Source organism: Lachnoanaerobaculum gingivalis (assembly GCF_003862475.1).
Taxonomy (GTDB): domain Bacteria; phylum Bacillota; class Clostridia; order Lachnospirales; family Lachnospiraceae; genus Lachnoanaerobaculum; species Lachnoanaerobaculum gingivalis.
Window position 1 is genome coordinate 138,665 of sequence record NZ_RRCO01000004.1, and the last position, 25,040, is coordinate 163,704.

Below are 25,040 nucleotides of genomic sequence, written 5' to 3' on the forward strand. Positions count from 1 at the left end.
ATAAAACTTGTAGATTTTCAGTCCGAAAATAAAAAAGGGGAGTCACACGAAAGTGTGGCTCCTCTGTTTTTATAAAACAGCCACCCGAAGGTGGCCGCAATAATTTATTTACTTTGTTCCGAATATTCTGTCACCGGCATCTCCAAGTCCCGGGCAAATATAAGCGTCCGAATTAAGTTGTCTGTCAAGGTGACCTACATATATCTGTACATCAGGATGAGCCTCTTCAAGAGCTTTAAGACCTTCAGGTGCGGCTATTATACACATGAATTTTATTTTCTTACCGCCATGCTTCTTGATTTGAGATATAGCATCTATAGCGGAACCCCCTGTTGCAAGCATAGGATCTGTAACCACTATTATTCTCTCCTCAATAGGACTTGGCAGTTTACAATAATACTCTACAGGTGTATGAGTTTCTTCATTTCTGTAAAGTCCTATATGTCCCACCTTTGATGCCGGCACAAGCTGTAAAATACCGTCAACCATACCGAGTCCGGCTCTAAGTATAGGTACTATTGCTATTTTTCTACCTGAAATCATTTCAGTCATACATTTTTCAAGTGGAGTTTCTACTTCAACTTCTTCTGTAGGAAGGTCGTTTAAGGCTTCATATCCCATCAACATTGCAATTTCACCTACAAGAGATCTGAATTCATTGGTTCCTGTGTTCTTATCACGAAGAATTGATATTTTGTGTTGAACCAACGGATGCTTATTAATATAAACTTTTGACATTTTACACCTCAATCTAAAATTTGCTTCCCTTATTATAGAGCAAATAAATACATAAGTACATAGAAAAAATTATTTAGTGCTTGGAGAATATTTTACAAGTACATAGTCACCAAGTTCATGAGAAAGAGGTATAGCTATAAAAATATCACCGCCTGATTCGTAAGAGAAAAGCTTTGGGAAACCTTCATTCACATCATTTTTCTTTATAAGTGGAAAATCCGCATCCTCAAGCAAGGCCTTCAGAGTATCAACAGTTAATGTCTTTTTATATTCTGTAAAGCCTGCAGCCTGAGAGTTTGTAGCATTTTCAAGTTCAACATCATCTGAGAGTATATAGTTTGCAATGGTAAGCGGATCGGCAAAATCTATAAGACCTATACTTTCACCTGTATCAAGATTTATATTATTTGTAAAAATAATCTTTTTACTTTCATTTACTGATTTAAGCGTTCCGGTGTAAACTATACTCATTCTGTTTCTGCTTTGATTTTTTACATTATACTTTAATTCAACGGTTGAACCGGCACTTGAAGCAAATGAATCCAAAGCAAGTTTGGCATTATCCTCAATAGCTTTATTTACTGATGATTCTATTTTAGAGTCGATTCCGCTAAGTTTAGGATAAGAGATTTTTGATTTATCCTTGGAATAGCTCTGCGAATTTTCAGTAACACTTGATTTGGAAGATGATTTCTTCTCAGCGGTAGTTGTTTTATCGGATTTTGTTTCAGCCAAAGAGGAAGACTCTTTACTATCACTTGTAGGTGCAATTGTGGTTGGTGACATAGCACCGTTAGCACCCTCGGCAGCGGTAGTAGTAGGTGACATGGCACCGTTAGCTTCTGTGGTCATAATACTTTTCAAATCTGAAGTATCCTTACTTTTGCATCCTGCACTTATAACAGGTAATGCAAGAATTGTTAAATATAATAATAGTTTCTTCATTTTACCTCCATATGATTTGATTTCTTCAAATACATTATACATGAAAACAGAAAAAAGAAATCTTAATTATAAATTAGATTTTAAAAAATACTGCCACTGTAGTTTTTATAATATGTTTGCTTTCATTTTTAAATATGTTAAAATAATGCGAATAAATAAGGAATTTTATATAACACAGGATTCATTTAAAACAGTTTGTAATATGTAGGGTGATAATGCTATAGGCGTTATAGCGAATTCAATATATAATAAATATATTATAAATAATAGGAGATAATATGGCATTTATCAGCGTTTTCGATGTGCTTGGGCCGAATATGATAGGGCCTTCAAGTTCACATACGGCAGGAGCATGTGTAATTGCATTCTTGGCAAGAAAGATGATAGGTGGAAATCCCAAAAAGGTAGAGTTTATACTCTACGGCTCCTTTGCAAAGACTTATAAAGGGCATGGTACGGATAGAGCATTGCTTGGCGGACTTATGGGATTCGGTACAGATGATGTAAGAATACGTGATTCTTTCAGTATTGCTACTGAAAGAGGAATAGAGTACAAATTTACACCTAACAGTGAGATTACCGAGATTCATCCGAATACGGTTGATGTATGTATGGAAGATGAAGAGGGGAGAAAGGTTACAGTCAGAGGTGAGTCACTTGGTGGCGGTAAGGTAAGAATAGTAAAGATAGATCAGGTTGATATAGATTTTTCAGGTGAGTACAGCGCAATCATTTTGGTACACCGTGACAGACCGGGAGTTATAGCATATATCAGTAAGATTTTGAGCGAGCATAATATAAATATTGCATTTATGAAGCTTTACAGAGAGTCAAAGGGAAATAAAGCATATACTATTATAGAATCGGATGAAATGATACCGCCCGATATTAAACCCGGATTATATAAAAATGAACATATATCACAGGTAATGATAGTTCAATAGGAGAGTTTATGGATTTTATTAATGCAAAAGAACTTCTGGAACTTTGTGATAAAAAAAATATGTCGATTTCCGATGTAATGAAAAAAAGGGAATGTGACGAGAGTACAAGTTCAAAAGAAGAAATAATAAGTAAAATGAAAAGGGTTCTTGAGATTATGAGAGACGCTTCAACATTACCTATAAATACACCGATAAAATCAATGGGAGGACTTATAGGCGGTGAGGCAAAAAAGCTTAGCGAATATCAAAAGCAGGAGAAAAATATAGGCGGTCAGGTGCTTTCAAAGGCTGTAATGTATGCAATGGCAGTTTTGGAGTGCAATGCCTCTATGGGACTTATAGTTGCGGCTCCTACCGCAGGTTCATCAGGAGTAGTTCCCGGAGTTTTATTGGCAATGCAGGATGTATATTCTTTTTCTGATGAGAAAATAATAGATGCATTATTTACAGCGGGTGCAATAGGATATCTTGCAATGAGAAATGCCACTGTAGCAGGAGCTGTGGGAGGTTGTCAGGCGGAGATGGGTGTAGCGGCAGCCATGGCGGCGGCAGGTGCTGTTGAACTGATGGGAGGAAGCCCTTCTCAATGTTTGGATGCATCATCAACAGTGCTTATGAATATGCTTGGACTTGTCTGTGACCCTGTAGGTGGACTGGTAGAGTATCCATGTCAAAACAGGAATGCTTCCGGAGTAGCAAATGCTTTGGTGGCGGCGGAACTTACAATGGCAGGAATAAAGCAGCTTATACCTTTTGATGAAATGCTTGAGACTATGTATAGGGTAGGTAAGAGAATGCCTGTAGAACTTAGAGAAACAGCACTTGGCGGATGTGCGGTAACAAAAAGTGCGTGTGATGCCTGTGGAGGTTGCAGATAAAAAAGGGGGCTGTCGGGAAATGGCAGTCATAAAATAGGGAGGAGTAACTCAAAATGAGTCGCTCTTCCCTAAATTTTTACATAAAAAAAGATGGCTAACGACAACCATCTTTCTCCGTTACATGTTATAATGTAACTATGCTCACAGTTAATTATTATAACGACTTTTTTGAAATAGGTCAACAGAAAATCAACTTTAGCTTATATGAATTGAGTTTGCCCAATGACGATCCAGTCTATACCCTAAAAAAAGTTATGGAGGATTTAGATTTTTCCGGACTGTTAGCCAATTGTTCGGACAAGGGAAGAACAGGGTACAACCCGATCATGATGTATGCAGTTATTACTTATGCAAATATGCGAGGAATACGCTCTATTGATCGTATTGTGGATTTATGTGAAAGAGATATTGCTTTTATCTGGCTTACTCAAGGGAGGAAGCCTAAAAGAGATGCTTTTTATGATTTTAAAAGTAAGAAACTTACTTCAGGTATCCTGGATGACTTAAACTATCAGTTTATGAGACGATTACAAAAAGAAGGATTTGTAACATTAAAAGAGTTGTTTATTGATGGAACGAAAATAGAAGCTAATGCTAATCGTTATACTTTTGTATGGCGTGGAAGCATTAATTATCATCTTGCAGGTCTTCTAGATTCTATTGATAAGCTTTATTCAAGCTATAATTCTTTTATAAAAGATAATGGATTTGGCGAAAAGTACGAGCTTGGAAATGCACAAATGTTTGTGATTGACGGGATTGATAGAGTTAGAGATATTATTGAAAAGAACAGAAAAAGAAAGATTACAAAACATAAAAAGCTATCTAATAACCGTATTATAGAGATTGATAACTGTTCTCCTCTTGAAATACTTAAGCTCCAGAAAAATCTTATGACAATTGCTGACGGAGAAGGCATTGTATTTGTTAACGGAAAGGGTAAGAGAAAGCCAAAACTTCAACAACTTTATGAAGAACTTGAACATTGTGGACAGAGACTAATGGGCTATAAAGAATGCTTTGAAATTATGGGGAAAGATAGAAACAGCTATTCCAAAACCGATTTGGAAGCAACCTTTATGCGAATGAAGGAAGATCATATGTTGAACGGGCAGCTAAAGCCTGCATACAATGTACAGATAGCAGTAGAGAATTATTTTATTGTACATAGTTATGTAAGTAATGATCGTACAGATTATAATACATTAATTCCGGTCCTTGAAAAGCATAAGGAAGCATTTGGAGAAGTACTTGAAGAAGTGACAGCAGACAGCGGTTATTGTAGTGAGAAAAATCTCTTATATCTAAAAGAAAATAAGATAGACAGTTATATAAAACTGCAGGATCATGAGAAAAGAAAAACAAGAGCATACAGTAACGATATAGGTAAATACTACAACATGAAGACAATGGTATTTGAGGATGAACAAGTCTATATCTGTCATGACGGTCGTGAACTGAGACATATCAACACTGAAAAGAAAAGACAGAATGGTTATACACAAACATATGAAGTATATGGATGTTCAGACTGTAGTGGATGTGAACATAAGTCTAAATGCTTATACAAATATAATCCTGATAAAGATGTTGATAAGAACAAAGTGATGAAGATCAATGAAGTATGGGAAGAGCTTCGAGAGAAGTCACATACTAACATACAGAGTGAAAAAGGTATTCTGAAACGACAGACACGCTCTATTCAAACGGAAGGTCATTTTGGAGATATTAAAGAAAATGAAGATTTCCGACGCTTTAACTATCGTTCTTCAGATAAGGTATATAAAGAATTTATGCTTTTTGCAATAGGAAGAAATATAAATAAATATCATCGTTTTCTCTACGCAAAACTAAAGAAATTTGAAGGAAAACTACAGGAGAAAACCGCATAGTAAAAAATGCAAAAGCAAAATTTCTGCTAAGGGGGTTTTGTGCCCAAAAATAGACAGTATAATAGAAAAACAAAATATCCTGACAAAGTCACAAAGCCAAAATGCCTTGTATTTGTCAGGATATTTCTATTTAGTTCTGTAGGGATTAAAATTCAGTATTTCCCGACAGCTCCTTATTTTATTATTTATTATATTTATAGAATCCTTCACCGGCATTTATACCTGTTTTACCCTCTGAAATATATTTTTCAAGAATTGCTTTTATCTTACCTTGAACAGTATTTGGATCCTTTGAAAGCGGATCATTAGATACTACATTAAGAGCAGTATTTAAACCGATTATATCAAGAATCTGGAAAGGACCATAAGGTGATCCGGTACCCATTCTCCATGTAAGATCAATAGTAGCTGGATCCGCAACTTCCTTTGCAAGTAGCATCTGTCCGGCATTCAAAAAAGGTATCAGCATGGAATTTAATATATATCCGGGTTGCTCTTTTGTAAGACGAAGCGGAATCATTTTAATATCTGATGCAAATTTAGCCACAGCTTCATATGCATCCCTGTCTGTACCATCATGTCCCATAATTTCAGCAGTATTGCTGATCCATATATTATTAGCAAAATGAATGGCCAGGTATTTTTCCGGTCTGCTAAGACAATCACGGAATTGACTTGGAATCATACTTGAAGAGTTTGTGGCGACTATTGTCTTTTCCTCAAGATATGGATCTAAAGCTTTATAGAATATTGTTTTTGCTTCAGGATTTTCAGCCATGCTTTCAATTATAAGGTCGGTATCCTTACAAGCCTCTTCAAAACTTGTAGTGAGAACTATTTCTTTGTAAGCTTTCTCTGTAGCTTCCAGAAGTTTATCTATATCTGATTCTGTAAGTGATCCTGAATCCGGAGCCAATCCCCTTGGCAATGAAACTCCTGATCCAAGACTTTTCTTAGCCTCATTTAATGTATGTTTGTATATATTATATAATCTATCCAATTTTGGCTTTGTTCTACCTATAGATTCTTCACTCCTAAGCCATATCTTTACATTAAAACCGCAAAAAGCTGTTTGAAATGCTATCTGTGAGCCAAGAACACCACCACCTGCAACTGTTATATTCTTCATACTACCTCCTTAATATCCTAATAAAGGACAAAGATTATCACAAATGTACAATATTTAATTGTATAAAATTTATTATAACACTTTTTTATTGATTTGTGAATATATTTCACTATATAAATAAAGTTTTTAATGCTGAAACTTTAACTTTATAAAAATATAGTATATAATGTAGCGGTAAAATTGTAAGAGGTTTAAGGAGGTTTTAAATGGGTAAGCAACCGAAAAAACGAAACAGTGGTAACACTTTGGGGCTCTGTTTAATGATTTTGGCCGCTGTTATTACTATTATAATAGCTTTTCCGGTTACTGATGGTATCAGAAAGATTATAAAAGATAATATCAAATATATTGCCGGCACATATTCCGCATCGGAAAAGGGATTTGGAGGAAAAGTAAAAGCAATAGTAACAGTCGGTGAAAACGGAATAGAAGATATTTCATTTGAAGGGGCTAAAGAAACTCCGGATATAGGAGGAGCAGCTGTTGAAAAACTCAATGCACAGATGAAAACCGCACTTGATACTGAAATTGACTCTGTAAGCGGTGCAACAGTCACTTCCACAGCTTTGAAAAGAGCATTGAAAAAGGCTTTACTTAAGGCTCAGGGTAAAGAAGTTAAAAAATATATGGAAGTAAAGTCTGCAGATATAGTAGTAATAGGTGCAGGCGGTGCAGGTATGAGTGCGGCTATAGAAGCCGCTCAAAAAGGCGCTACAAATGTAGTTATTTTGGAGAAGATGCCTATCACGGGCGGTAACACTGTAAGAGCTACAGGCGGTTTGAATGCTTCTGAAACTCAGTATCAAAAGAGAGACGGTATAGAGGACAGCAATGATTTGTTCTATGAAGATACAATGAAGGGCGGTAAGAATTTAAACGATCCTGAACTTGTAAGAACATTGGTGGAAAATTCAGCTGCGGCAGTTGACTGGGTAAATGAAATAGGCGGAGATCTTTCTGTAGTTGCTCAGTTCGGTGGAGCAAGCGTAAAAAGAATACACAGACCAAGTGATACATCTGCAGTAGGACCGATGCTTGTAAAGACTTTAAATGCCAAGCTTGATGAACTTGGAATCCCTGTTTTACTTGAAACAAAGGCAACAAAGATAATTGCCGATAAGGACGGAAATATAACAGGAGTAGAGGCTGAGGATGAAAACGGAGAGTTTGTTATAAATACCAAAGCTGTTATACTTGCTACAGGAGGCTTCGGAGCAAATCCCGATATGGTAGTAAAATATGCGCCACAGCTTGCAGGATTTATTACAACAAATCATTCGGGAGCTACAGGTGACGGTATAGAAATGGCGCTTGAATTAGGAGCCGGACTTACTGATATTGAGCAAATTCAAACTCATCCTACCGTAAACCCGAATACAGCAACTATGTATACGGAAGGTGTGCGTGGTAACGGTGCTATACTGGTAAATGACGAAGGAAATCGTTTTGTAAACGAACTTGAGACAAGAGATGTTGTTTCCGCGTCAATACTTGCACAGCCAAATGAAGAGAGCTGGCTTGTTTTTGATACAGCTGTAAGAGAATCTCTCAGTGCTATAGAAAAATATATAAATGAAGGAATTATTGTAGAAGCAAATACAATAGAAGAACTTGCTGAAAAAACAGGCATAAATAAAGAGAATCTTGTAGCTACTATGAATAAGTATGCCTCAATGCAGGAAGCCGGTGAGGATAGCGAATTTGGAAGAAAGAGTATGGAAGTACCTCTTACAAAGGCGCCTTTCTTTGCAGGACTTGCAAAGCCGGCTATTCATCATACAATGGGCGGTGTAAAGATAAATAAAGAAACTCAGGTTTTAAAAGAAGACGGAAGTGTTATTCCGGGGCTTTATGCCGCAGGTGAAGTAGTAGGCGGAGTACATGGTGGAAACAGATTAGGTGGAAATGCTGTAGCGGATATAGTAGTATTCGGACGTATTTCAGGTGATAATGCAAACGGATATGTACTTGCAAACGGCGGAAATACCGAAAGAACTATAGTTGTAGAAAACGAAGATGCAAACTTTGTTCCACAGGATATTAAGACAGATCTTAAGGACGGTTCTTATAAAGGAGTTGCAAAGGGATTTGGCGGAGATGTGGAAGTCACATTTACCGTTAAAGACGGTATAGTAAACGATCTTTCTATAAGCGGAGGAAAGGAAACCGCCGAAATAGGAGGAAAGGCTATGGAGAAAATAAAGAGAAAAATGCAGTCAAGCGGTGAGTTCAAGGTTGACAGCGTAGCCGGAGCATCTATTACTTCAAAGGGTGTAAGTGACGCTATAAAGAATGCTACATTGCAGTAGTTAAATTTATACTAAAGCCGATGTCTTTTTGATATCGGCTTTTTACAAAAAAACTATCGGTATAAATTATGTTAAAATTATCCAAAAAAAATCATAAATTAACATAGATAAAATAAGTACTTTATGCTAATATCTATATGTTAAGCAACTATAGTGTGCTACAAAGACAGAGTAAGCATTTAGGGGGACAAATTGTTAATAACCAGGGAAATGGACTATGCTGTAAGAATTATCAGAGCATTAAAAGAGGGGACAAAGGTTTCGGCAACGGAGGTGGCTAAAAAAGAACATTTACCACAAGCTATTACGTATAAAGTTTTAAACAGTCTGTTGAAGTCGAAATTGATTGGAAGTATGAGAGGCGTAAACGGCGGATACTATTTAAAATGTGATCTTTCATATACTACATTATTTGATATATGTATTGCTTTGGGTGAGGACATGAGTATCACGGAATGTATAAGAGAAGGCTTTGATTGTATCAATAACAGATGCGGAGAATGTATGTTGAACAAAGAGTTTACAAGGATACAAAGCGCATTGAACAGAGAATTACAGAAAACTACTTTGGATAAACTTTTATAGGTTTGTCCTTTTTTATTTGCAAAGAATTGCAAAAAATCTAATTGTTAAAAAGCATTAAAGTGCTATAATATTTTTATAAATTAAAATTTTAAGGAGACAGATTATGATAAATAGAATATATCTTGCAGGCGGTTGCTTTTGGGGTGTTGAAGGATACTTTAAAAGAATTAAAGGTGTGGTGGATACAAGTTGCGGCTATGCAAACGGAAATACGCAAAATCCAAGCTATGAGGAGGTTTGCAGGCACAATACAGGACATGCGGAAACGGTTTTGATTGATTATGATGATAGTGTATTAAGTCTTGAGGATTTATTAATATATTATTTTAGAATAATAGATCCCGTCAGCGTAAACAAACAGGGAAATGATGTGGGAACACAGTACAGAACGGGAATTTATTATACAGATGAAGCTCAGTTACCGACAATAAATGAGGCAATAGAAAGAGAGCAAAGAAAGTCTAATGAAAAAATTGCGGTAGAAGTATTGCCGATTGAAAACTTTTATACTGCGGAAGAGTATCATCAAGATTACCTTGACAAAAATCCTAACGGATATTGTCATATAAATCTTGCTTGGGCAAACGAGCCTATAGTAAGGTCGGAGGAATATAAAAAGGATGATGATGAGGTTCTAAAAAACAGACTTAGCGCTCTACAATATGATGTAACTATGAATGCGGCTACCGAGAGACCTTTTGACAATGAATTTAATTCAAATTTTGAAAAAGGAATATATGTAGATATTACTTCGGGGGAACCGTTATTCTTTTCTACAGATAAGTTTGAATCGGGATGTGGATGGCCAAGTTTTTCAAAGCCTATACAAAAGGATTTGGTGCATTACAAAGAGGATTTAAGTCTTGGGAGAAGAAGGATTGAGGTAAGAAGCTCTAACGCCGATATTCACCTTGGACATGTGTTTAATGACGGCCCAAGTGAGCTTGGCGGATTAAGATATTGCATTAATTCTGCGGCACTTAGATTTATTCCTTTAGATAAAATGGAAGAAGAGGGATACGGTTATCTGATCGAGTACGTTTCAAAGTAAATTGTCCTTGTAAAAAAGCATTTAAAATGTTAGTCTAAACAAAGAAAAATAAAGGGGATGAATATGACTGACAATTTTAAATACGGTGAAGAGACGAAACTTGAAAAGACAACTGAAAAACGAGCGAATTTCTCAGGAGGTCTTGGATATATCTTGGCTGTGGCAGGTTCTGCGGTAGGCCTTGGAAATATCTGGAGATTTCCGTATTTGGCGGCAAAGTACGGTGGAGGTATGTTTTTATTGACTTACCTTGTCCTTACTCTGACATTCGGATATGCAATGATTATGTCAGAGACCACCATAGGAAGAATGACAAAGAGAAGTGCTATAGGTGCATTCAATCAGTTTGGAAACAGCAAGATACTTAAGGTGGGCGGATTTATAAATGCTATAGTACCTGTGCTTATTGTGCCTTATTATAGCGTAATAGGAGGTTGGGTAGTAAAATACCTGGTGGAGTATATAAAGGGAAATGTATCAGGACTTGCAAGTGACGGGTATTTCGGTAGCTTTATAGGGGATACAAAGACAGTATTCTTTTGGTTTATAATATTTGCAGCAGCTACGTTCGTTGTAATACTTGGAGGTGTGGAGCAGGGAATTGAGAGAGTGTCAAAAATAATGATGCCTCTGCTTATCATACTTGCAATTATTGTTGCCGCTTATTCGGTAACAAGACCGGGTGCTATGGCAGGAGTAAAGTATTTCTTTGTTCCGAATTTCAGTAACTTTTCTTTAATGACGGTGGTTGCGGCACTTGGACAGATGTTTTATTCTCTGTCCATTGCTATGGGTATTTTGTACACCTACGGTTCGTATCTGACAAGAGATGTGGATGTGGAGATATCTACTTCAAGAGTGGAGCTTGTGGATACGGGTGTGGCTGTTTTGGCAGGACTTATGGTTATCCCGGCAGTATTTGCATTCTCAGGCGGTGACCCTGCAAAGCTTAAGGCGGGACCTTCACTTATGTTTATTACATTGCCGAAGGTTTTTGAGAGCATGGGAGCAGGGCGTATTGCAGGTATAGGATTTTTCTTACTTGTACTCTTGGCTGCACTTACAAGCGCCATATCACTTGTGGAAACCAGTATATCGACTTTCTGTGACGAGCTTAATTTAAGCAGAAATAAGTCTGTTATTTTAATGGCTGTTATAATGGTATTTGTCGGAGGTTCATCTGCGGCAGGATACGGTATATGGGATTTTGTTTTGATATTTAAGATGCCGATACTTGACTTCCTTGATTTCCTTACAAACTCTATTATGATGCCGATAGCTGCACTTGCCACATGCTATTTGGTGGTAAGGGTTATTAAATTAGAAAAAATTGATGATGAAATTTCATATTCTTCCGCATTTAAGAGAAAAAAGCTTTATAATATAGTAATGAGGGTGTTTGCACCGATATTTTTAATTGTAATATTGGTGAGTGCAATATTAAACACCTTGGGATTTATCAGCCTGTAAAACCGGCTTAGTATATGCTCATATTTGACTTTACAAAGAATGGAGTTTTCAATGAAAAAATTGGATGTAGTTGCATTAGGAGAATTATTGATTGATTTTACACCTGCAGGACTGTCTTCGGCAGGCATGAGACTTTTTGAGCAAAATCCGGGAGGAGCACCTGCAAATATGTTGACCGCCGTATCAAGATCCGGATTAAAAACGGCGTTTATAGGTAAGATAGGTGCCGACATGCATGGAGACTTTTTAAGAAGCGTACTTGACAGTGTACCTATTGATACAAGCGGATTGATTACCGACCCTTCTGTATTTACCACCTTGGCTTTTGTAAGTCTTTCAATAACAGGAGAGAGAAACTTCTCATTTGCAAGAAAGCCCGGGGCGGATACGAGACTCAGTATAGATGAGATAAATAAAGATATTCTATCAGATACTAAGGTATTTCATGTGGGCTCACTTTCTCTTACAGATGAGCCTTCAAGAAGTGCTACATTTGAGGCCGTAAAGCTTGCTAAGGAAGCAGGAGCAATTATATCCTATGATCCAAATTACCGTGAGCCGCTGTGGGACAGCGTGGATAAGGCCATGGAAATGATGAGATTGATGTCTGAGTTTGCTGATATTATGAAAATATCTGATGAAGAAACATCTCTTCTTACACCATACAAAGAACCGCTTGAAGCAGGTAAGTATTTGGTAGAAAGAGGAAGAAAACTTGTTGTAGTTACTCTTGGAGAAAAGGGTGCATTGGTCGTTTCAAAAGCGGGATATGTGGAAGTACCTGGATTTAAGAGTAATGTTGTGGATACTACAGGAGCCGGAGATTCCTTCTGGGGAGGTCTGCTTGCAAGATTTTTAAGTGAAAATATGGATCTTGATAATATAACTTCAAAACAGATGTATGATATTGCAAGATTTGGAAATGCTGTAGCAAGTCTTTGTGTTGAAAAAAGAGGTGGAATTGTGAGTATTCCTTCGCTTGATGAAACTTTAGAGAGGTTAAAACAATGAAAAATATTGATGTAGCGGTAATAATGGCAGGTGGAAAGGGCAGCAGACTTTTAAGTATAACAAATGATGAAATACCAAAGCCCATGGTGCCGGTGGACGGCAAACCTTTACTTGAATATCAGGTGGAGAAGTTAAAAGCCTATGGAATCAAAAAGATAGTAATGATTGTAGGGCATTTGGGTGAAAAAATTGTAGATCACTTCAAGGACGGAAAAGACTTCGGAGTTGAGATTGACTATATTTTTGAAAATGAGCCGCTTGGCACTGCAGGGGCATTTTATTATTTGAAAGATAAAACGGATGCCAAGGATTTCATGCTTATTTTCGGAGATGTTTTCTTTGATATGGATTTTGACAGAATGGAAGATTTTCATTTCAAAAATTCAGCTCTTACTACTCTTCTCGCACATCCGAACGGGCATCCATATGATTCTGATCTTATTCAGACGGATGATACCGGAAGAGTTATAGGATTTGATTCAAAGCACAATGTAAGAGATTACTGGTATGACAATATGGTCAATGCAGGTATCTATATAATAAACAAAAGACTGCTTGACTTAGTCAAAGAACCTGTAAAGACCGATTTTGAGAAGGACATACTTGCAAATCAGGTTAAACTGGGAGCAAATATTTATGCATATCATACACCTGAGTATGTGAAGGATGTCGGTACCGTAGACAGAATAAAAGCTACAGTGGAGGAGTTAAAGAGCGGACTTATTCAGTCAAAGAATTTAAAGAATAAGCAAAGAGCTGTCTTCATTGACAGAGACGGTACTATGAATGTTTCAAAGGGATTCATATCAAAAGCTGATGATCTGGAACTGATTCCGGGTACGATTGATGCTATAAAGGCGATTAATAAGAGCGGGGCACTGGCAATAGTTATAACAAATCAACCTGTTATTGCAAGAGGCGAGTGTTCCTTTGAAGAACTTCACAATATTCATAATAAGTTAAAGACTCTTCTTGGCGAAAAGGGAGCTTTTGTAGACGATATTTTTTATTGTCCACATCATCCGGATAAAGGATTTGAGGGTGAAGTACCTGAATTGAAATTTGACTGTGAATGCAGAAAACCGAAAACAGGTATGATAGAAGAGGCAGTAAAGAAATACAATATTGATCTTTCAAAGTCATATATGGTTGGAGACTCTACAATGGATCTTGAGACGGCAAGAAATGCCGGAATAAAATCAGTGCTTGTAGACACAGGTTTTGCTGGAAATGACGGTAAATACGATAGAAGCTGTGATATTGAGGCGGACAATCTTCTTGATGCGGTGGAGAAGATAATTAAAGATTTTAGATAAGAAAGTTAAAAATAAGAGGCTTGTAAATACAATTATAGCAGCAGTTTAAAAACATCTACATATTATTGTAAAATACAGCCTCTAAAATTTTATCCTACCAAGTACATCTTGCACTTGCACCACATGGCAGAACAAAACCTGATTTATTAACAGGTAGCCCTATTTCCATAGCTTCTATGCTTGCGGCAGGAAGCTTATTTTCTTCTAAAGACTTCTTCATCATGTAGGTCAGTACACCCGGTGCCAGCCCGGTGGTATATGAGTTTATAAGGAAGAAGAGCGGTTCTTTGCTAAGCAACTGTGTTGTCAGCTTTATAAATTCATATATGGAGTCTTCTATTTTCCATATTTCACCCTTAGGACCTCTTCCGTATGAAGGCGGATCCATTATTATGGCATCATAGGTATTTCCGCGTCTGATTTCTCTTTGTACAAACTTTATACAATCATCCACAAGCCATCTGATAAGAGCATTTGAAAGTCCGGAACTTACCATATTTTCCTTTGCCCAGCCTACCATACCTTTACTGGCATCTACATGTGTAACATTAGCGCCTGCAGCGGCGGCGGCAAGAGTAGCACCGCCGGTATATGCAAAAAGGTTGAGTACTTTGATTTTACGGTTTTTATTTATAGCATCTTTTATTTTATTATAACTGAAATCCCAGTTTGTAGCCTGTTCGGGGAATACACCTGTATGTTTGAATGTAAAAGGCTTTAGATTAAATGTTATTTTTGATGAAGGCAGTTCATAGTCGATACTCCAGGTATCCGGAAGATTAAAAAATTCCCAATGTCCGCCACCTGCTTTACTTCTATGGTAGTGACCGTTTTTCTTCTTCCATGCAGGATGTGTATGCTCCGTGTTCCAGAGCACTTGAGGATCGGGTCTTACCAGTATATAATCTCCCCATCTCTCAAGCTTTTCGCCGTTTGAAGTATCCAGTATTTCATAGTCCTTCCAATTATCTGCAATCCACATAATATTTCTCTCTGTTTTTTATTATAAAAAATGCCGCTTGGTTGATTTTACAACCTAATACGGCATTGTCTATGCCGGCTAAGCCGGCTATTTACTAAAGATATTTAAATAATTCCTGTGCCTCATCTTTTTTAGTAGTTTCCTTCAAGGAAAGTACCTCAAATTTTACAGACTTGCCACCGAATAATACTTCTACAATATCCCCTACTTTTACTTCAGCAGATGCTTTAACGACCTTATCATTGATAAGAACTCTTCCGGCATCACATGCTTCATTGGCTATTGTGCGTCTTTTGATTACTCGTGAAACCTTTAAAAACTTGTCAATACGCATTATTTATTAACAGCATCCTTTAGTGCCTTACCCGGCTTGAACTTTGGAACTACGCTCTCGGCAATCTTCATTGTCTCACCTGTTCTTGGGTTTCTTCCTTCTCTTGCAGGTCTTACAGATGTCTCAAATGTACCAAAACCAACAAGCTGGATCTTTTCCTTCTTTGCAAGCTCTTCTGTAACAACTTCTACAAAAGACTTAAGTGTAGCCTCAAGGTCCTTCTTTGTAACGGAATTATCCATCTTCTTAGCAATAGCATCGATTAACTCTGTTCTATTCATTTTCTTCCTCCTAAAAATAATGTTCTAAACATTATACTAAAATATTACTGCCGAATTTAGTCGGCAATATAGAATCATTATGAGATATGATACCACTCATAACATAATTTATATAGTCTGTTTAGGCTGATTTGTCAAGAAGAATAAAGCAAAAAAGCCATTTTGTAAGGGTTTTTTCTCTATAAAGTTATTTTACTTAAGAAAATTTATATTTTTAATTGACAAAGTATAGGTAAAGGATGTATTATACTAATACCCCGTGGGGGTGTAGAAGAAAGGAGAAATATGGTAAAAGAAAAATATAATATTACCGGAATGAGCTGTGCCGCCTGCTCCGCCAAAGTGGAGAGAGTGGTAGGTAAGCTTGAAGGTGTGGAGAATGTCTCGGTAAATCTTTTGACAAATTCCATGCAGGTGGAATATAAAGAAGATAAGCTGAACTCAAATGATATAATAAAAAATATAGCGGATGCCGGATACGGAGCATCTTTGGCTACAGATACAAAACAGAAAAAAGAAGAGAAGAGTATAAAAAAGACCAATGATGATGCAATAGCTTCTATGAAGCTTAGGTTGAAGGTATCTATAGTATTTTTGGTTATTTTAATGTATTTCAGTATGGGAAGTATGATAGGCTTGCCACTTCCTAAATTCTTATCGGGTGAGGGTAATCCGGTAGGCTTTGCTCTGACACAGCTTCTTTTAGTACTGCCTGTAATGTATGTAAACAGAAAGTATTATATAAGCGGCTTTAAATCTCTTTTCCATCTTTCACCGAATATGGATACACTTATTGCGATAGGTACAGTTGCCGCATTTATATATGGTGTAATTGCAATATACGTAATGGGTTATGCGCTTAATAATGCCGATATGCATACAGTGACGGAATACAGAATGAATCTTTATTTTGAATCTGTGTCAATGATTTTGACTCTAATTACATTAGGAAAATTTTTTGAAACAGGTTCAAAAGCAAGAACGACTGATGCAATATCAAAGCTTATAGACTTATCACCGAAGAGGGCAAATGTGCTTCGTGACGGTGTAGAGGAAAATATACTTACAGAAGATGTTGTAGTGGGAGATATTGTAATAGTACGTCCGGGTGAAAGCATTCCGGTAGACGGGATGATAATTGAGGGCAGTACCAGTGTGGATGAGAGTGCCATTACAGGTGAGAGTATACCTGTACAAAAGGAGAAAGGCGATAAGCTTATAGCCGCCACTATAAATAAAAACGGTAGTGTAAGGATAAAGGCCACAGAGGTGGGTGAGGACACCGCCATTTCAAGGATTATTGCTTTGGTGGAAGAAGCTTCATCATCAAAAGCACCTATTGCCAAGATGGCTGATAAGGTCGCAGGAGTATTTGTACCTGTAGTGATGGGAATTGCTCTCATCACATTTATAGTATGGCTGGCACTTGGATATGATTTTTCATTTGCACTAAATTGTGCCATAGCGGTACTTGTTATATCCTGCCCATGTTCACTTGGACTTGCAACACCTGTAGCTATAATGGTGGGTACAGGTAAGGGTGCTGAAAACGGAATACTTATAAAGTCCGCAGATGCACTTGAGACAACTCACAGTATTGATACTGTAGTACTTGATAAGACAGGTACCGTAACAGAGGGTAAGCCTGTAGTTACAGATATTTTGGCATTTGATGTAGATAAGAATGAATTTTTAAAGCTGGCTGCGGGAGTTGAGAGTGCTTCGGAGCATCCTTTAGCTGAGGCTATTGTAGAAAAGGCTAAGGAAGAGAATTTAGAGATTGTTTCACCTACAGAGTTTCAGGCTATATTCGGAAGAGGTATTGTTGCAAGTATTGATAATTCAAAAATAATTGCCGGAAATGAGCAGGCCATAAAAGAGCAGTACGGAAACAGTGAAAACTTTACAGAAGTATTTAAAAAGGGGAATGAACTTGCCGCTCAGGGTAAGACACCTATGTACTTTACTAAAGACGGCAAATTGCTTGGAATTATTGCAGTTGCGGATACAATAAAAAAAGACAGTAAGGAAGCTATACAGGCTCTTAAAAACAGAAATATTGATGTTGTATTGCTTACAGGTGATCATAAAAACACTGCAATGGCTATAGCAAAGGAAGCAGGCATTAAAAAGGTTATTGCCGAAGTTTTACCTACCGATAAGGAAGAACATATCAGAAAGCTTATGGAAGCAGGTCATAAGGTGGCAATGGTCGGTGACGGTATCAATGATTCGCCTGCACTTGCAAGAGCGGATGTAGGTATTGCAATAGGTGCAGGTACGGATATCGCTATAGAGAGTGCGGATATAGTATTGATGCACAGCTCATTAAAGGATGTGGCCACAGCAATTGATTTAAGTAAGGCTGTAATCAGAAATATAAAGCAGAATCTTTTCTGGGCATTCTTTTATAATTCAATAGGAATTCCACTGGCTGCAGGAGTATTTTATCTAAGCCTTGGATGGAAGCTCAGTCCTATGTTCGGAGCAGCGGCAATGGGAATGAGCAGTGTATGTGTGGTAAGCAATGCACTTAGACTTAGAGCATTTAAGCCAAAGGAAATAAAGAAAAACAATGTAGAAAATGATGAGATAGAACTCATTGAAAATAATAGAAAAGAGGATAAAAATATGACAACAGTAATTAATGTAAACGGAATGATGTGTGAGCACTGCAAGGCAACTGTGGAGAAAGTGACAAGAGGTGTAGAAGGTGTGAGCAATTCACTGGTGAATTTGGATGCAAAAAATGTTACAATAGAGCACAGTGCCGATACAGATTTGGAGAAGGTGAAAAAGGCTATCACAGATGCAGGCTATGAGGTAGTATAATGAGAGCCGATTCTAAGACTGTTTTACGGCAGCTAAAGACAGCCAAAGGACAGCTTGAGGGCATAATAAAGATGGTGGAAGAGGACAGATATTGTATTGATATATCAAATCAGGTTCTTGCCACCAGAGCTCTTCTTGAAAGAACAAACCGTATTATTTTGGAAGCACATATAGAGGGCTGCATTTTGGATGCGGCAGCTACAGGCAGTGAGGAAGAGAGAAAAGAAAAGATATTTGAGCTGTCAAATATGATAAAGAAGATGATGAAATAATGGAAAGAGAAATTCTTTATATAATAGACGGGGAGTATAAGGATATTCAAGACTATTTAAAAACAAAGGGATATTCAGCCTCAAATATTATAGACTTGAAAAAATATGAAAATGGTATAATGCTCAATGGAGTTTGGGCTTATATGAATCAGAAGCCGGCGGTAAATGACCGGCTTCTTGTGCGTGTATGTGAAAATAAAAAGAGCGAAAATATTTTACCTGTGGATATTAAACTTGATATAAAATATGAGGATGATGATATTATAGTTATAAATAAAGGTGGAGATATGCCGATTCATCCAAGCCTTAACAATTATGAGAACTCACTTGCAAACGCTCTGATGCATTATTATAATGGCAAGAACTTTGTTTTCAGATGCATTAACAGACTTGATAAAGACACTACGGGACTTACAATAGTGGCAAAGCATTTCTTAAGTGCGGGCATTTTAAATATTGCTATGCAAAACAGGCAGATAAAAAGAGTATATAATGCTATAGTAAAAGATGACGGCAGATTGCCGGATGTAGATACTGTTGACTTGCCGATAGCCAGAGAGGATGATACTTTGATAAAAAGAAAAGTAAGCTTTGACGGTCAAAGGGCTGTGACACATTTTAAGGTCTTGAAAAGATTTGAAAAATATTCTTTAATAGAGCTTAGACTTGAAACAGGCAGAACACATCAGATACGTGTACATATGAGTCATATAGGTGCACCGCTTGTAGGAGATTATTTGTATAATGAAGATGATTACGGTAAAAGTTTGGTAAGACCGCTCTTACATTCAAAAAGCCTTGAATTTATACATCCTATAACAGGTGAGAGAATGTATCTTGAATGTGATTTACCGGCAGATTTTAAAGAAAAGATAGGAAAGAATTATGTTTAGAATAGAATACCCACATCTTGATATGAGAAAGATTGCAGACAGCGGACAGATATTCAGATTTAATATTTATGAGGATGAATTCAGTCTTGTGGCAGGTGATAAGCTGCTGTTTATAAAAGAGGACGGGGACGGATATATACTCTCTTGCAGTGAAGAGGAGTTTAATGATTTTTGGCTGGATTATTTTGACCTTAGGCTTGATTATAAAGAGTATGAGAAGAATATTCCAAAGAGCGATCTGTTTTTGATAAAAGCGACCGAATATTCATACGGAATTCGTATATTAAATCAGGATAAATGGGAAATGCTTATATCATTTATAATTTCACAAAGAAAGAGCATACCGGCAATTAAATCTTCGGTTGAAAAACTTTCAAAGGTTTACGGAAAAAAAATAGATATGCAAGTTCCCGGATTTATAAAAAATATAGATCCAGATACAGAGTTTTATAGTTTCCCCACACCGGAGGCTTTAGCAAATGCAAGTATTGATGAGTTAAATGCCTGCTCACTTGGATACAGAAGCCCATATATAGAGGCCACTTCAAAGGCGGTATTCAGAAAAGATATAGAACTTGAGGAACTCTCAAAGCTTAACGATACCGAACTTTTAGCCGCTCTAATGAGCCTTAAGGGAGTCGGTATAAAGGTGGCAAACTGTGTGGCATTGTTCGGTTATCACAGAATTGCGGCCTTCCCTATAGATGTCTGGATAAAAAGGATGATTGATGAACACTATGACGGAGAATTTCCGCTGGAGCTTTATGAGGGTTATGCAGGTGTTATTCAACAATATATTTTCTATTATGGTAGAGAAAGTGTGAAACATAGTAGTAATTAGCACAGAAATTTGATATTATATTACCATATAAAAATGTGAAAAAATACACATTTCCTATGAAAGGAGCATTATGAACGAACTTACAAAAAAAGCTTATGAGACTTGGAAAAATGCCGATTTGGCTGATGAGGCTCTTGTAAAAGAGATGGCATCCATTGAAAATGATGAAGAGGCTATCAATGACAGATTTTATAAGGAATTGGCATTCGGTACTGGCGGTCTTAGAGGCGTGCTTGGAGTGGGAAGCAACAGAATGAATATTTATACTGTTGGAAAGGCCAGCAGAGGTTTGGCAAACTATATAAATTCCATATCAAAGGCTCCTAAGCTTGCCATATCATATGACAGCAGAAACAATTCCGATGTATTTGCAAAAAGAGCGGCAAGCATCTTTGCCGGAGCGGGAATCAAGGTATATATCTGGAAAGAACTGATGCCTACACCTGCACTTTCTTTTGCGGTAAGAGAGCTCGGATGTGACGGAGGTATAATGGTTACAGCCAGTCACAATCCTGCAAAGTATAACGGATACAAAGTATATGGTGCTGACGGATGTCAGATAGCCAATGAGGCGGCAGACAGAATACTTGATGAGATCAACAGTGTGGAGACATTCTCAAACTATGAGCTGGTTGATTTTGAGGAAGGACTTAAGTCAGGCATTATTGAATATATAAGTGAAGATACATTTAATGCATTTATGGATGCTGTTTCAACACAGACTTTTATAGGTGATGATGTTGATAAGGATGTAAAAATTGCTTATACACCGCTTTACGGAACAGGTTTAAGATGTGTTACAACTTGCCTTAAGAAAAACGGATTTACAAATATCGAGATAGTAAAAGAGCAGGCCACTCCAAACGGAGATTTCCCTACCTGCCCATATCCGAATCCTGAGATAAGAGAAGCTCTTGAAGTAGGCCTTAATGTTGCTAAAGAGGTAGGAGCGGATATTCTTATCGCTACAGATCCTGACTGTGACAGAGTAGGTATTGCAGTGAAGCAGGGAGATGATTTCAGGCTGTTCTCAGGAAATGAGGTAGGTGTTTTACTTACAGACTTTATTGCAAAGAGAAAAGTTGCAATGGAAATCATGCCTAAAAAGCCTGTAGTTGTTAAAACAATAGTTACTACAGATCTTGCAAACAGAGTTGCCGATAACTACGGTATTGAGACCAGAGATGTGCTTACAGGATTTAAATATATCGGAGATCAGATTGCAAATCTTGAAAAAGACGGTGAAGTAGACAGATACCTCCTTGGATTTGAGGAGAGCTACGGATATCTTTCAGGAAGCTATGTAAGAGATAAGGATGCTGTAAACGGAGCATATTTGATTGCACAGATGTTTGCATACTATAAGGCACAGAACAAGTCATTACTTGATGTACTTAACGGATTATATGAGAAGTACGGATATTATCTTAATACACTTTATTCATTTGAGTTTGAAGGCGAGAGCGGAATGAAGAAGATGGATGCAATAATGGACACTTTCAGAAACAATACACCGAAAGAAATTGCCGGAGTAAAAGTTTTGGAAGTAAGAGATTATGAGACTTCAACTCAGACAAACCTTGTTACAGGAGAGAAAAAGGCAATAGATCTTCCTAAGTCAAATGTTATAAAGTATATGCTTGAGGGTAACTCATCTGCGGTACTCAGACCTTCAGGAACTGAGCCGAAGTTAAAACTCTACCTTGCTATAAGCAGTGAGAATGAGGCAAGTGCAAGAGAATTGGAGAATAAGATAGCAAATGAATTAAAGAAGAGTTTAGCTTAAATTTTTAGAGGCTGTGTAAACGGCCTCTTTTTTAATGCATTAATATAAAACATTTTTACTTGCAATTTAAAATCTACTGTGCTATCATTGTGCGGTAGACGTACAAATGTATTTTAGGGGCGAACATGGAACAGAATATCAAATATTATGTGGTAAAAGATAAAGCAATACCTGAGGTACTCATTAAGGTGGTTGAAGCAAAAAGGCTTTTGACTGCGGACAAGATGATGACTGTAAAGGAAGCCACAGATAAATGCGGTATAAGCAGAAGCTCATTTTACAAATATAAAGATGATATCTTTCCATTTGATGATTCTTCAAAGGGAAGGAATATCACCCTCTCTATTCAGATATCGGATGAAATGGGACTTTTATCAGAGCTGTTGGCAGTGGTTGCAAAGTATCATGCCAATATCTTGACAATACATCAGACCATACCTGTAAGCGGTGTGGCGACTATTTCTTTATCTATAGAGGTTTTAAAGGATACAGGAGACTTATCTAAGATGGTAGATGAAATCGGAAATTTAGACGGCATCTTTGATATAAAAATATTAGCTAGGGAGTAAATTATGTTTAATATTGCGATATTGGGATTTGGAACAGTAGGTTCAGGCGTATATGAAGTTATAAAAGAAAACAATGTACTTTTAAAGGAGAAGACAGGTGAGGATATAGCTGTAAAGAGAATTCTTGATCTGCGTGAGTTCCCGGGAACCGAGTGGGAAAGCTTATTGGTGCATGACATTAAAGAGATTATAGAGGACAAGGAGATAGATGTAGTTGTAGAGACAATGGGCGGAACATCACCGGCATTTGAGTTTGTAAGGGATGCGCTTTTGTCAGGTAAGCATGTTACCACATCAAACAAGGCCTTGGTAGCGGCACATGGTACAGAACTTTTAAAGATTGCGAGAGAAAAAAATGTAAACTTCTTCTTTGAAGCAAGTGTAGGCGGCGGTATTCCTATTATCAGAACTTTGACAGAGAGCTATGCAGGTGAGCATTTTAAGGAGATTACAGGTATCTTAAACGGTACTACAAATTATATACTTACAAAGATGGATGCAGAGGGTGAGAGCTTTGAAAAGGCACTTGCTACAGCACAGGATCTTGGATATGCTGAGAGAAATCCTGAGGCTGATGTGGAAGGGCATGATACTTGCAGAAAGATTGCAATACTTTCATCTCTTGCAACAGGTAAGGAAGTAAATTTTGAAAATATTCATACAGAGGGTATTACAAAGATAGATACTACAGATTTTGAGTATGCAAAGCATCTTAATACATCAATTAAGCTGTTCGGTGATGCTAAGTTTGAAAATGATAAGCTTTATGCATTCGTAGCACCTGTAATGGTTGAGAGCAGTCATCCGCTCTTTATGGTAAATGATGTATTTAACGGTATCATGGTTGAGGGAAATATGCTTGGAAAGAGCATGCTCTATGGTAGCGGTGCAGGAAAGCTTCCTACTGCAAGTGCAGTAGTTGCAGATATTGTTGCAATTGCAAAGAATAAGCATGGAAATGTACCTTTCGGCTGGGGTGAGAACAAGCAGGAAGTTGTAGATATGCAGGAGACAAGCCATAGATACTTTGTAAGATTTATGGGCAGAGACAGTGAGTTTATAGAAAAATGTAAGTCTGAATTCAAGGATTCAAGAGAAGTATACCTTGACGGCAAGGACGAATTCGCTTTGATAACAGGAGTGCTTAAGGAAAAAGATTTCCTTAGTGCTTTGAATAATCTGAGCGGTGTGATAAAATATATAAGGACAAAGATAGTTTAATTTTTATTGGCACTACCATCGGTGGTGCCAAAATTATATTTGGGAAGAAAATGAGAAAGATATTAGAATTTTTATTAAGTTTTGTACCTCCATGTGCATTTCATGAATTTACCGGTCTTTATTGTCCGGGTTGTGGCGGAACCAGGGCAGTGAGATTTTTGGTAAGAGGGAATATATGGAAAAGCTTTATTTATAACCCGATAGTACTTTATACTGTTATTGCAACTTTTATTTTTTTCGCTTTTGTAGTAAAGTATAAGATTAGTGGCAAGCATTTGAATAAAGACAAGATTGTTTTGCCGATGTTATATATAGGAATTGCTGTAATGATTTTAAACTGGATTGTAAAAGACTGGTTTTTAATCTTTAGAGGAATTGACTTATTAAAATAGACGAGGATTGTAGATGAAAGATACCGTAAGTATTGCAAAAAAAAGATGGGAAAACAGAGCTTTGGTATTCGGAATAGTTTCGATAGTTCTGAATATGTGTGCTATGCCGACATCAGGAGTTCCGCTGGGTATTCCTATGGGAATATTTGCTGTTGCATTCGGAATTATTTCAGCCGTAGGCGGAATAAGGGGAAGAGCGGTTGCAGGTATTATTACAGGAATATTTGGAATATTAATAGGCTTAATTATATACTTAATGATACTTTTTGTCATTACGCAACTAAAAGATCCGAATGTTTTAAGTATGTTTAAACCGGAGCAGATAAATGTACTGCAGGATTATATTCAATTTTACATAGCGCACTAATA

24 protein-coding genes are annotated in these 25,040 nt (G+C 37.2%); 18 read left to right on the top strand and 6 right to left on the bottom strand.

The genetic code is table 11. From position 1 onward, the window contains the following. Positions 1-108: 108 nt before the first annotated feature. Positions 109-738: a uracil phosphoribosyltransferase gene (gene upp / locus EHV10_RS09265; protein ID WP_128674406.1), complete on the bottom strand. Its 630-nt coding sequence runs from the start codon at positions 736-738 to the stop codon at positions 109-111. A gap of 69 nt (positions 739-807) precedes the next feature. Next, positions 808-1,683 carry a hypothetical protein gene (locus EHV10_RS09270; RefSeq protein WP_128674407.1) on the bottom strand — a complete coding sequence of 292 codons (876 nt, stop codon included), beginning with the start codon at positions 1,681-1,683 and terminating at the stop codon, positions 808-810. Between the two features lie 278 nt (positions 1,684-1,961). On the opposite strand from EHV10_RS09270, the gene sdaAB reads away from it, so the two are divergent. From sdaAB to EHV10_RS09285, 3 genes are all read left to right on the top strand, one after another. Further along, positions 1,962-2,627: an L-serine ammonia-lyase, iron-sulfur-dependent subunit beta gene (sdaAB, locus tag EHV10_RS09275; protein ID WP_128674408.1), complete on the top strand. Its 666-nt coding sequence runs from the start codon at positions 1,962-1,964 to the stop codon at positions 2,625-2,627. 8 nt (positions 2,628-2,635) lie between these two features. Further along, complete coding sequence (gene sdaAA / locus EHV10_RS09280; protein WP_128674409.1) at positions 2,636-3,505, top strand: L-serine ammonia-lyase, iron-sulfur-dependent, subunit alpha; 870 nt, start codon at positions 2,636-2,638, stop codon at positions 3,503-3,505. A gap of 137 nt (positions 3,506-3,642) precedes the next feature. Continuing rightward, positions 3,643-5,397: an IS1182 family transposase gene (locus EHV10_RS09285; RefSeq protein WP_128674410.1), complete on the top strand. Its 1,755-nt coding sequence runs from the start codon at positions 3,643-3,645 to the stop codon at positions 5,395-5,397. A 181-nt stretch (positions 5,398-5,578) separates the two neighbouring features. Here the strand turns inward: EHV10_RS09285 and EHV10_RS09290 are convergent, their stop codons facing one another. Further along, complete coding sequence (locus EHV10_RS09290) at positions 5,579-6,526, bottom strand: 3-hydroxyacyl-CoA dehydrogenase (protein WP_128674411.1); 948 nt, start codon at positions 6,524-6,526, stop codon at positions 5,579-5,581. 206 nt (positions 6,527-6,732) lie between these two features. Here EHV10_RS09290 and EHV10_RS09295 point away from each other — a divergent pair, with 206 nt between their 5' ends. The 6 genes from EHV10_RS09295 to EHV10_RS09320 all read left to right on the top strand — a co-directional run bounded on the left by EHV10_RS09295 (position 6,733) and on the right by EHV10_RS09320 (position 14,268). Next, positions 6,733-8,835 (top strand): flavocytochrome c, encoded by a 2,103-nt coding sequence (locus EHV10_RS09295; protein ID WP_128674412.1) that lies wholly within the window; start codon positions 6,733-6,735, stop codon positions 8,833-8,835. A gap of 192 nt (positions 8,836-9,027) precedes the next feature. Then, a complete protein-coding gene (locus EHV10_RS09300; protein ID WP_128674413.1) occupies positions 9,028-9,420 on the top strand; it encodes an RrF2 family transcriptional regulator in 393 nt (130 codons plus the stop codon). A gap of 103 nt (positions 9,421-9,523) precedes the next feature. Continuing rightward, positions 9,524-10,471, top strand: a complete 948-nt coding sequence (gene msrB / locus EHV10_RS09305; protein WP_128674414.1) for a peptide-methionine (R)-S-oxide reductase MsrB — start codon at positions 9,524-9,526, stop codon at positions 10,469-10,471. Between the two features lie 63 nt (positions 10,472-10,534). Continuing rightward, a complete protein-coding gene (locus EHV10_RS09310) occupies positions 10,535-11,941 on the top strand; it encodes a sodium-dependent transporter (RefSeq protein WP_128674415.1) in 1,407 nt (468 codons plus the stop codon). Between the two features lie 51 nt (positions 11,942-11,992). After that, positions 11,993-12,952 (top strand): carbohydrate kinase family protein, encoded by a 960-nt coding sequence (locus EHV10_RS09315; RefSeq protein WP_128674416.1) that lies wholly within the window; start codon positions 11,993-11,995, stop codon positions 12,950-12,952. Then, a complete protein-coding gene (locus EHV10_RS09320) occupies positions 12,949-14,268 on the top strand; it encodes an HAD-IIIA family hydrolase (RefSeq protein ID WP_128674417.1) in 1,320 nt (439 codons plus the stop codon). The genes EHV10_RS09315 and EHV10_RS09320 overlap by 4 nt, the downstream gene beginning before the upstream one ends. Positions 14,269-14,362: 94 nt before the next feature. Here EHV10_RS09320 and EHV10_RS09325 read toward each other — a convergent pair whose 3' ends face one another. From EHV10_RS09325 to EHV10_RS09335, 3 genes are all read right to left on the bottom strand, one after another. Continuing rightward, a complete protein-coding gene (locus tag EHV10_RS09325) occupies positions 14,363-15,250 on the bottom strand; it encodes a class I SAM-dependent methyltransferase (RefSeq protein ID WP_128674418.1) in 888 nt (295 codons plus the stop codon). A gap of 94 nt (positions 15,251-15,344) precedes the next feature. Beyond that, positions 15,345-15,584, bottom strand: a complete 240-nt coding sequence (locus EHV10_RS09330; protein WP_007591079.1) for an RNA-binding S4 domain-containing protein — start codon at positions 15,582-15,584, stop codon at positions 15,345-15,347. Further along, complete coding sequence (locus tag EHV10_RS09335; protein WP_255347314.1) at positions 15,584-15,883, bottom strand: HU family DNA-binding protein; 300 nt, start codon at positions 15,881-15,883, stop codon at positions 15,584-15,586. Before EHV10_RS09335 ends, EHV10_RS09330 begins: the two co-directional genes overlap by 1 nt. A 267-nt stretch (positions 15,884-16,150) precedes the next feature. Between EHV10_RS09335 and EHV10_RS09340 the strand changes: the two genes are divergently transcribed. The 9 genes from EHV10_RS09340 (at position 16,151) to EHV10_RS09380 (ending at position 25,038) form a co-directional block, all read left to right on the top strand. Then, positions 16,151-18,697: a heavy metal translocating P-type ATPase gene (locus EHV10_RS09340; protein ID WP_128674419.1), complete on the top strand. Its 2,547-nt coding sequence runs from the start codon at positions 16,151-16,153 to the stop codon at positions 18,695-18,697. Beyond that, positions 18,697-18,969 carry a metal-sensing transcriptional repressor gene (locus EHV10_RS09345; protein WP_128674420.1) on the top strand — a complete coding sequence of 91 codons (273 nt, stop codon included), beginning with the start codon at positions 18,697-18,699 and terminating at the stop codon, positions 18,967-18,969. Before EHV10_RS09340 ends, EHV10_RS09345 begins: the two co-directional genes overlap by 1 nt. Further along, positions 18,969-19,862 carry an RluA family pseudouridine synthase gene (locus EHV10_RS09350; RefSeq protein WP_128674421.1) on the top strand — a complete coding sequence of 298 codons (894 nt, stop codon included), beginning with the start codon at positions 18,969-18,971 and terminating at the stop codon, positions 19,860-19,862. Before EHV10_RS09345 ends, EHV10_RS09350 begins: the two co-directional genes overlap by 1 nt. Next, positions 19,855-20,703, top strand: a complete 849-nt coding sequence (locus EHV10_RS09355) for a DNA-3-methyladenine glycosylase family protein (protein WP_128674422.1) — start codon at positions 19,855-19,857, stop codon at positions 20,701-20,703. Before EHV10_RS09350 ends, EHV10_RS09355 begins: the two co-directional genes overlap by 8 nt. A 70-nt stretch (positions 20,704-20,773) precedes the next feature. Next, the gene (locus EHV10_RS09360) at positions 20,774-22,489 is read left to right on the top strand and encodes a phospho-sugar mutase (RefSeq protein WP_128674423.1); all 1,716 of its coding nucleotides are present in this window, start codon (positions 20,774-20,776) and stop codon (positions 22,487-22,489) included. 125 nt (positions 22,490-22,614) lie between these two features. Beyond that, positions 22,615-23,058, top strand: coding sequence for an ACT domain-containing protein (locus EHV10_RS09365; protein ID WP_128674424.1), 444 nt, complete (start codon positions 22,615-22,617; stop codon positions 23,056-23,058). Positions 23,059-23,061: 3 nt separating this feature from the next. Beyond that, positions 23,062-24,279, top strand: coding sequence for a homoserine dehydrogenase (locus EHV10_RS09370; RefSeq protein WP_128674425.1), 1,218 nt, complete (start codon positions 23,062-23,064; stop codon positions 24,277-24,279). 50 nt (positions 24,280-24,329) lie between these two features. Next, entirely contained in the window at positions 24,330-24,671 is a 342-nt protein-coding gene (locus tag EHV10_RS09375) for a DUF2752 domain-containing protein (protein ID WP_128674426.1), read from the top strand. 13 nt (positions 24,672-24,684) lie between these two features. Next, a complete protein-coding gene (locus EHV10_RS09380) occupies positions 24,685-25,038 on the top strand; it encodes a leucyl-tRNA synthetase (protein ID WP_128674427.1) in 354 nt (117 codons plus the stop codon). The last annotated feature ends 2 nt before the right edge of the window (positions 25,039-25,040 follow it).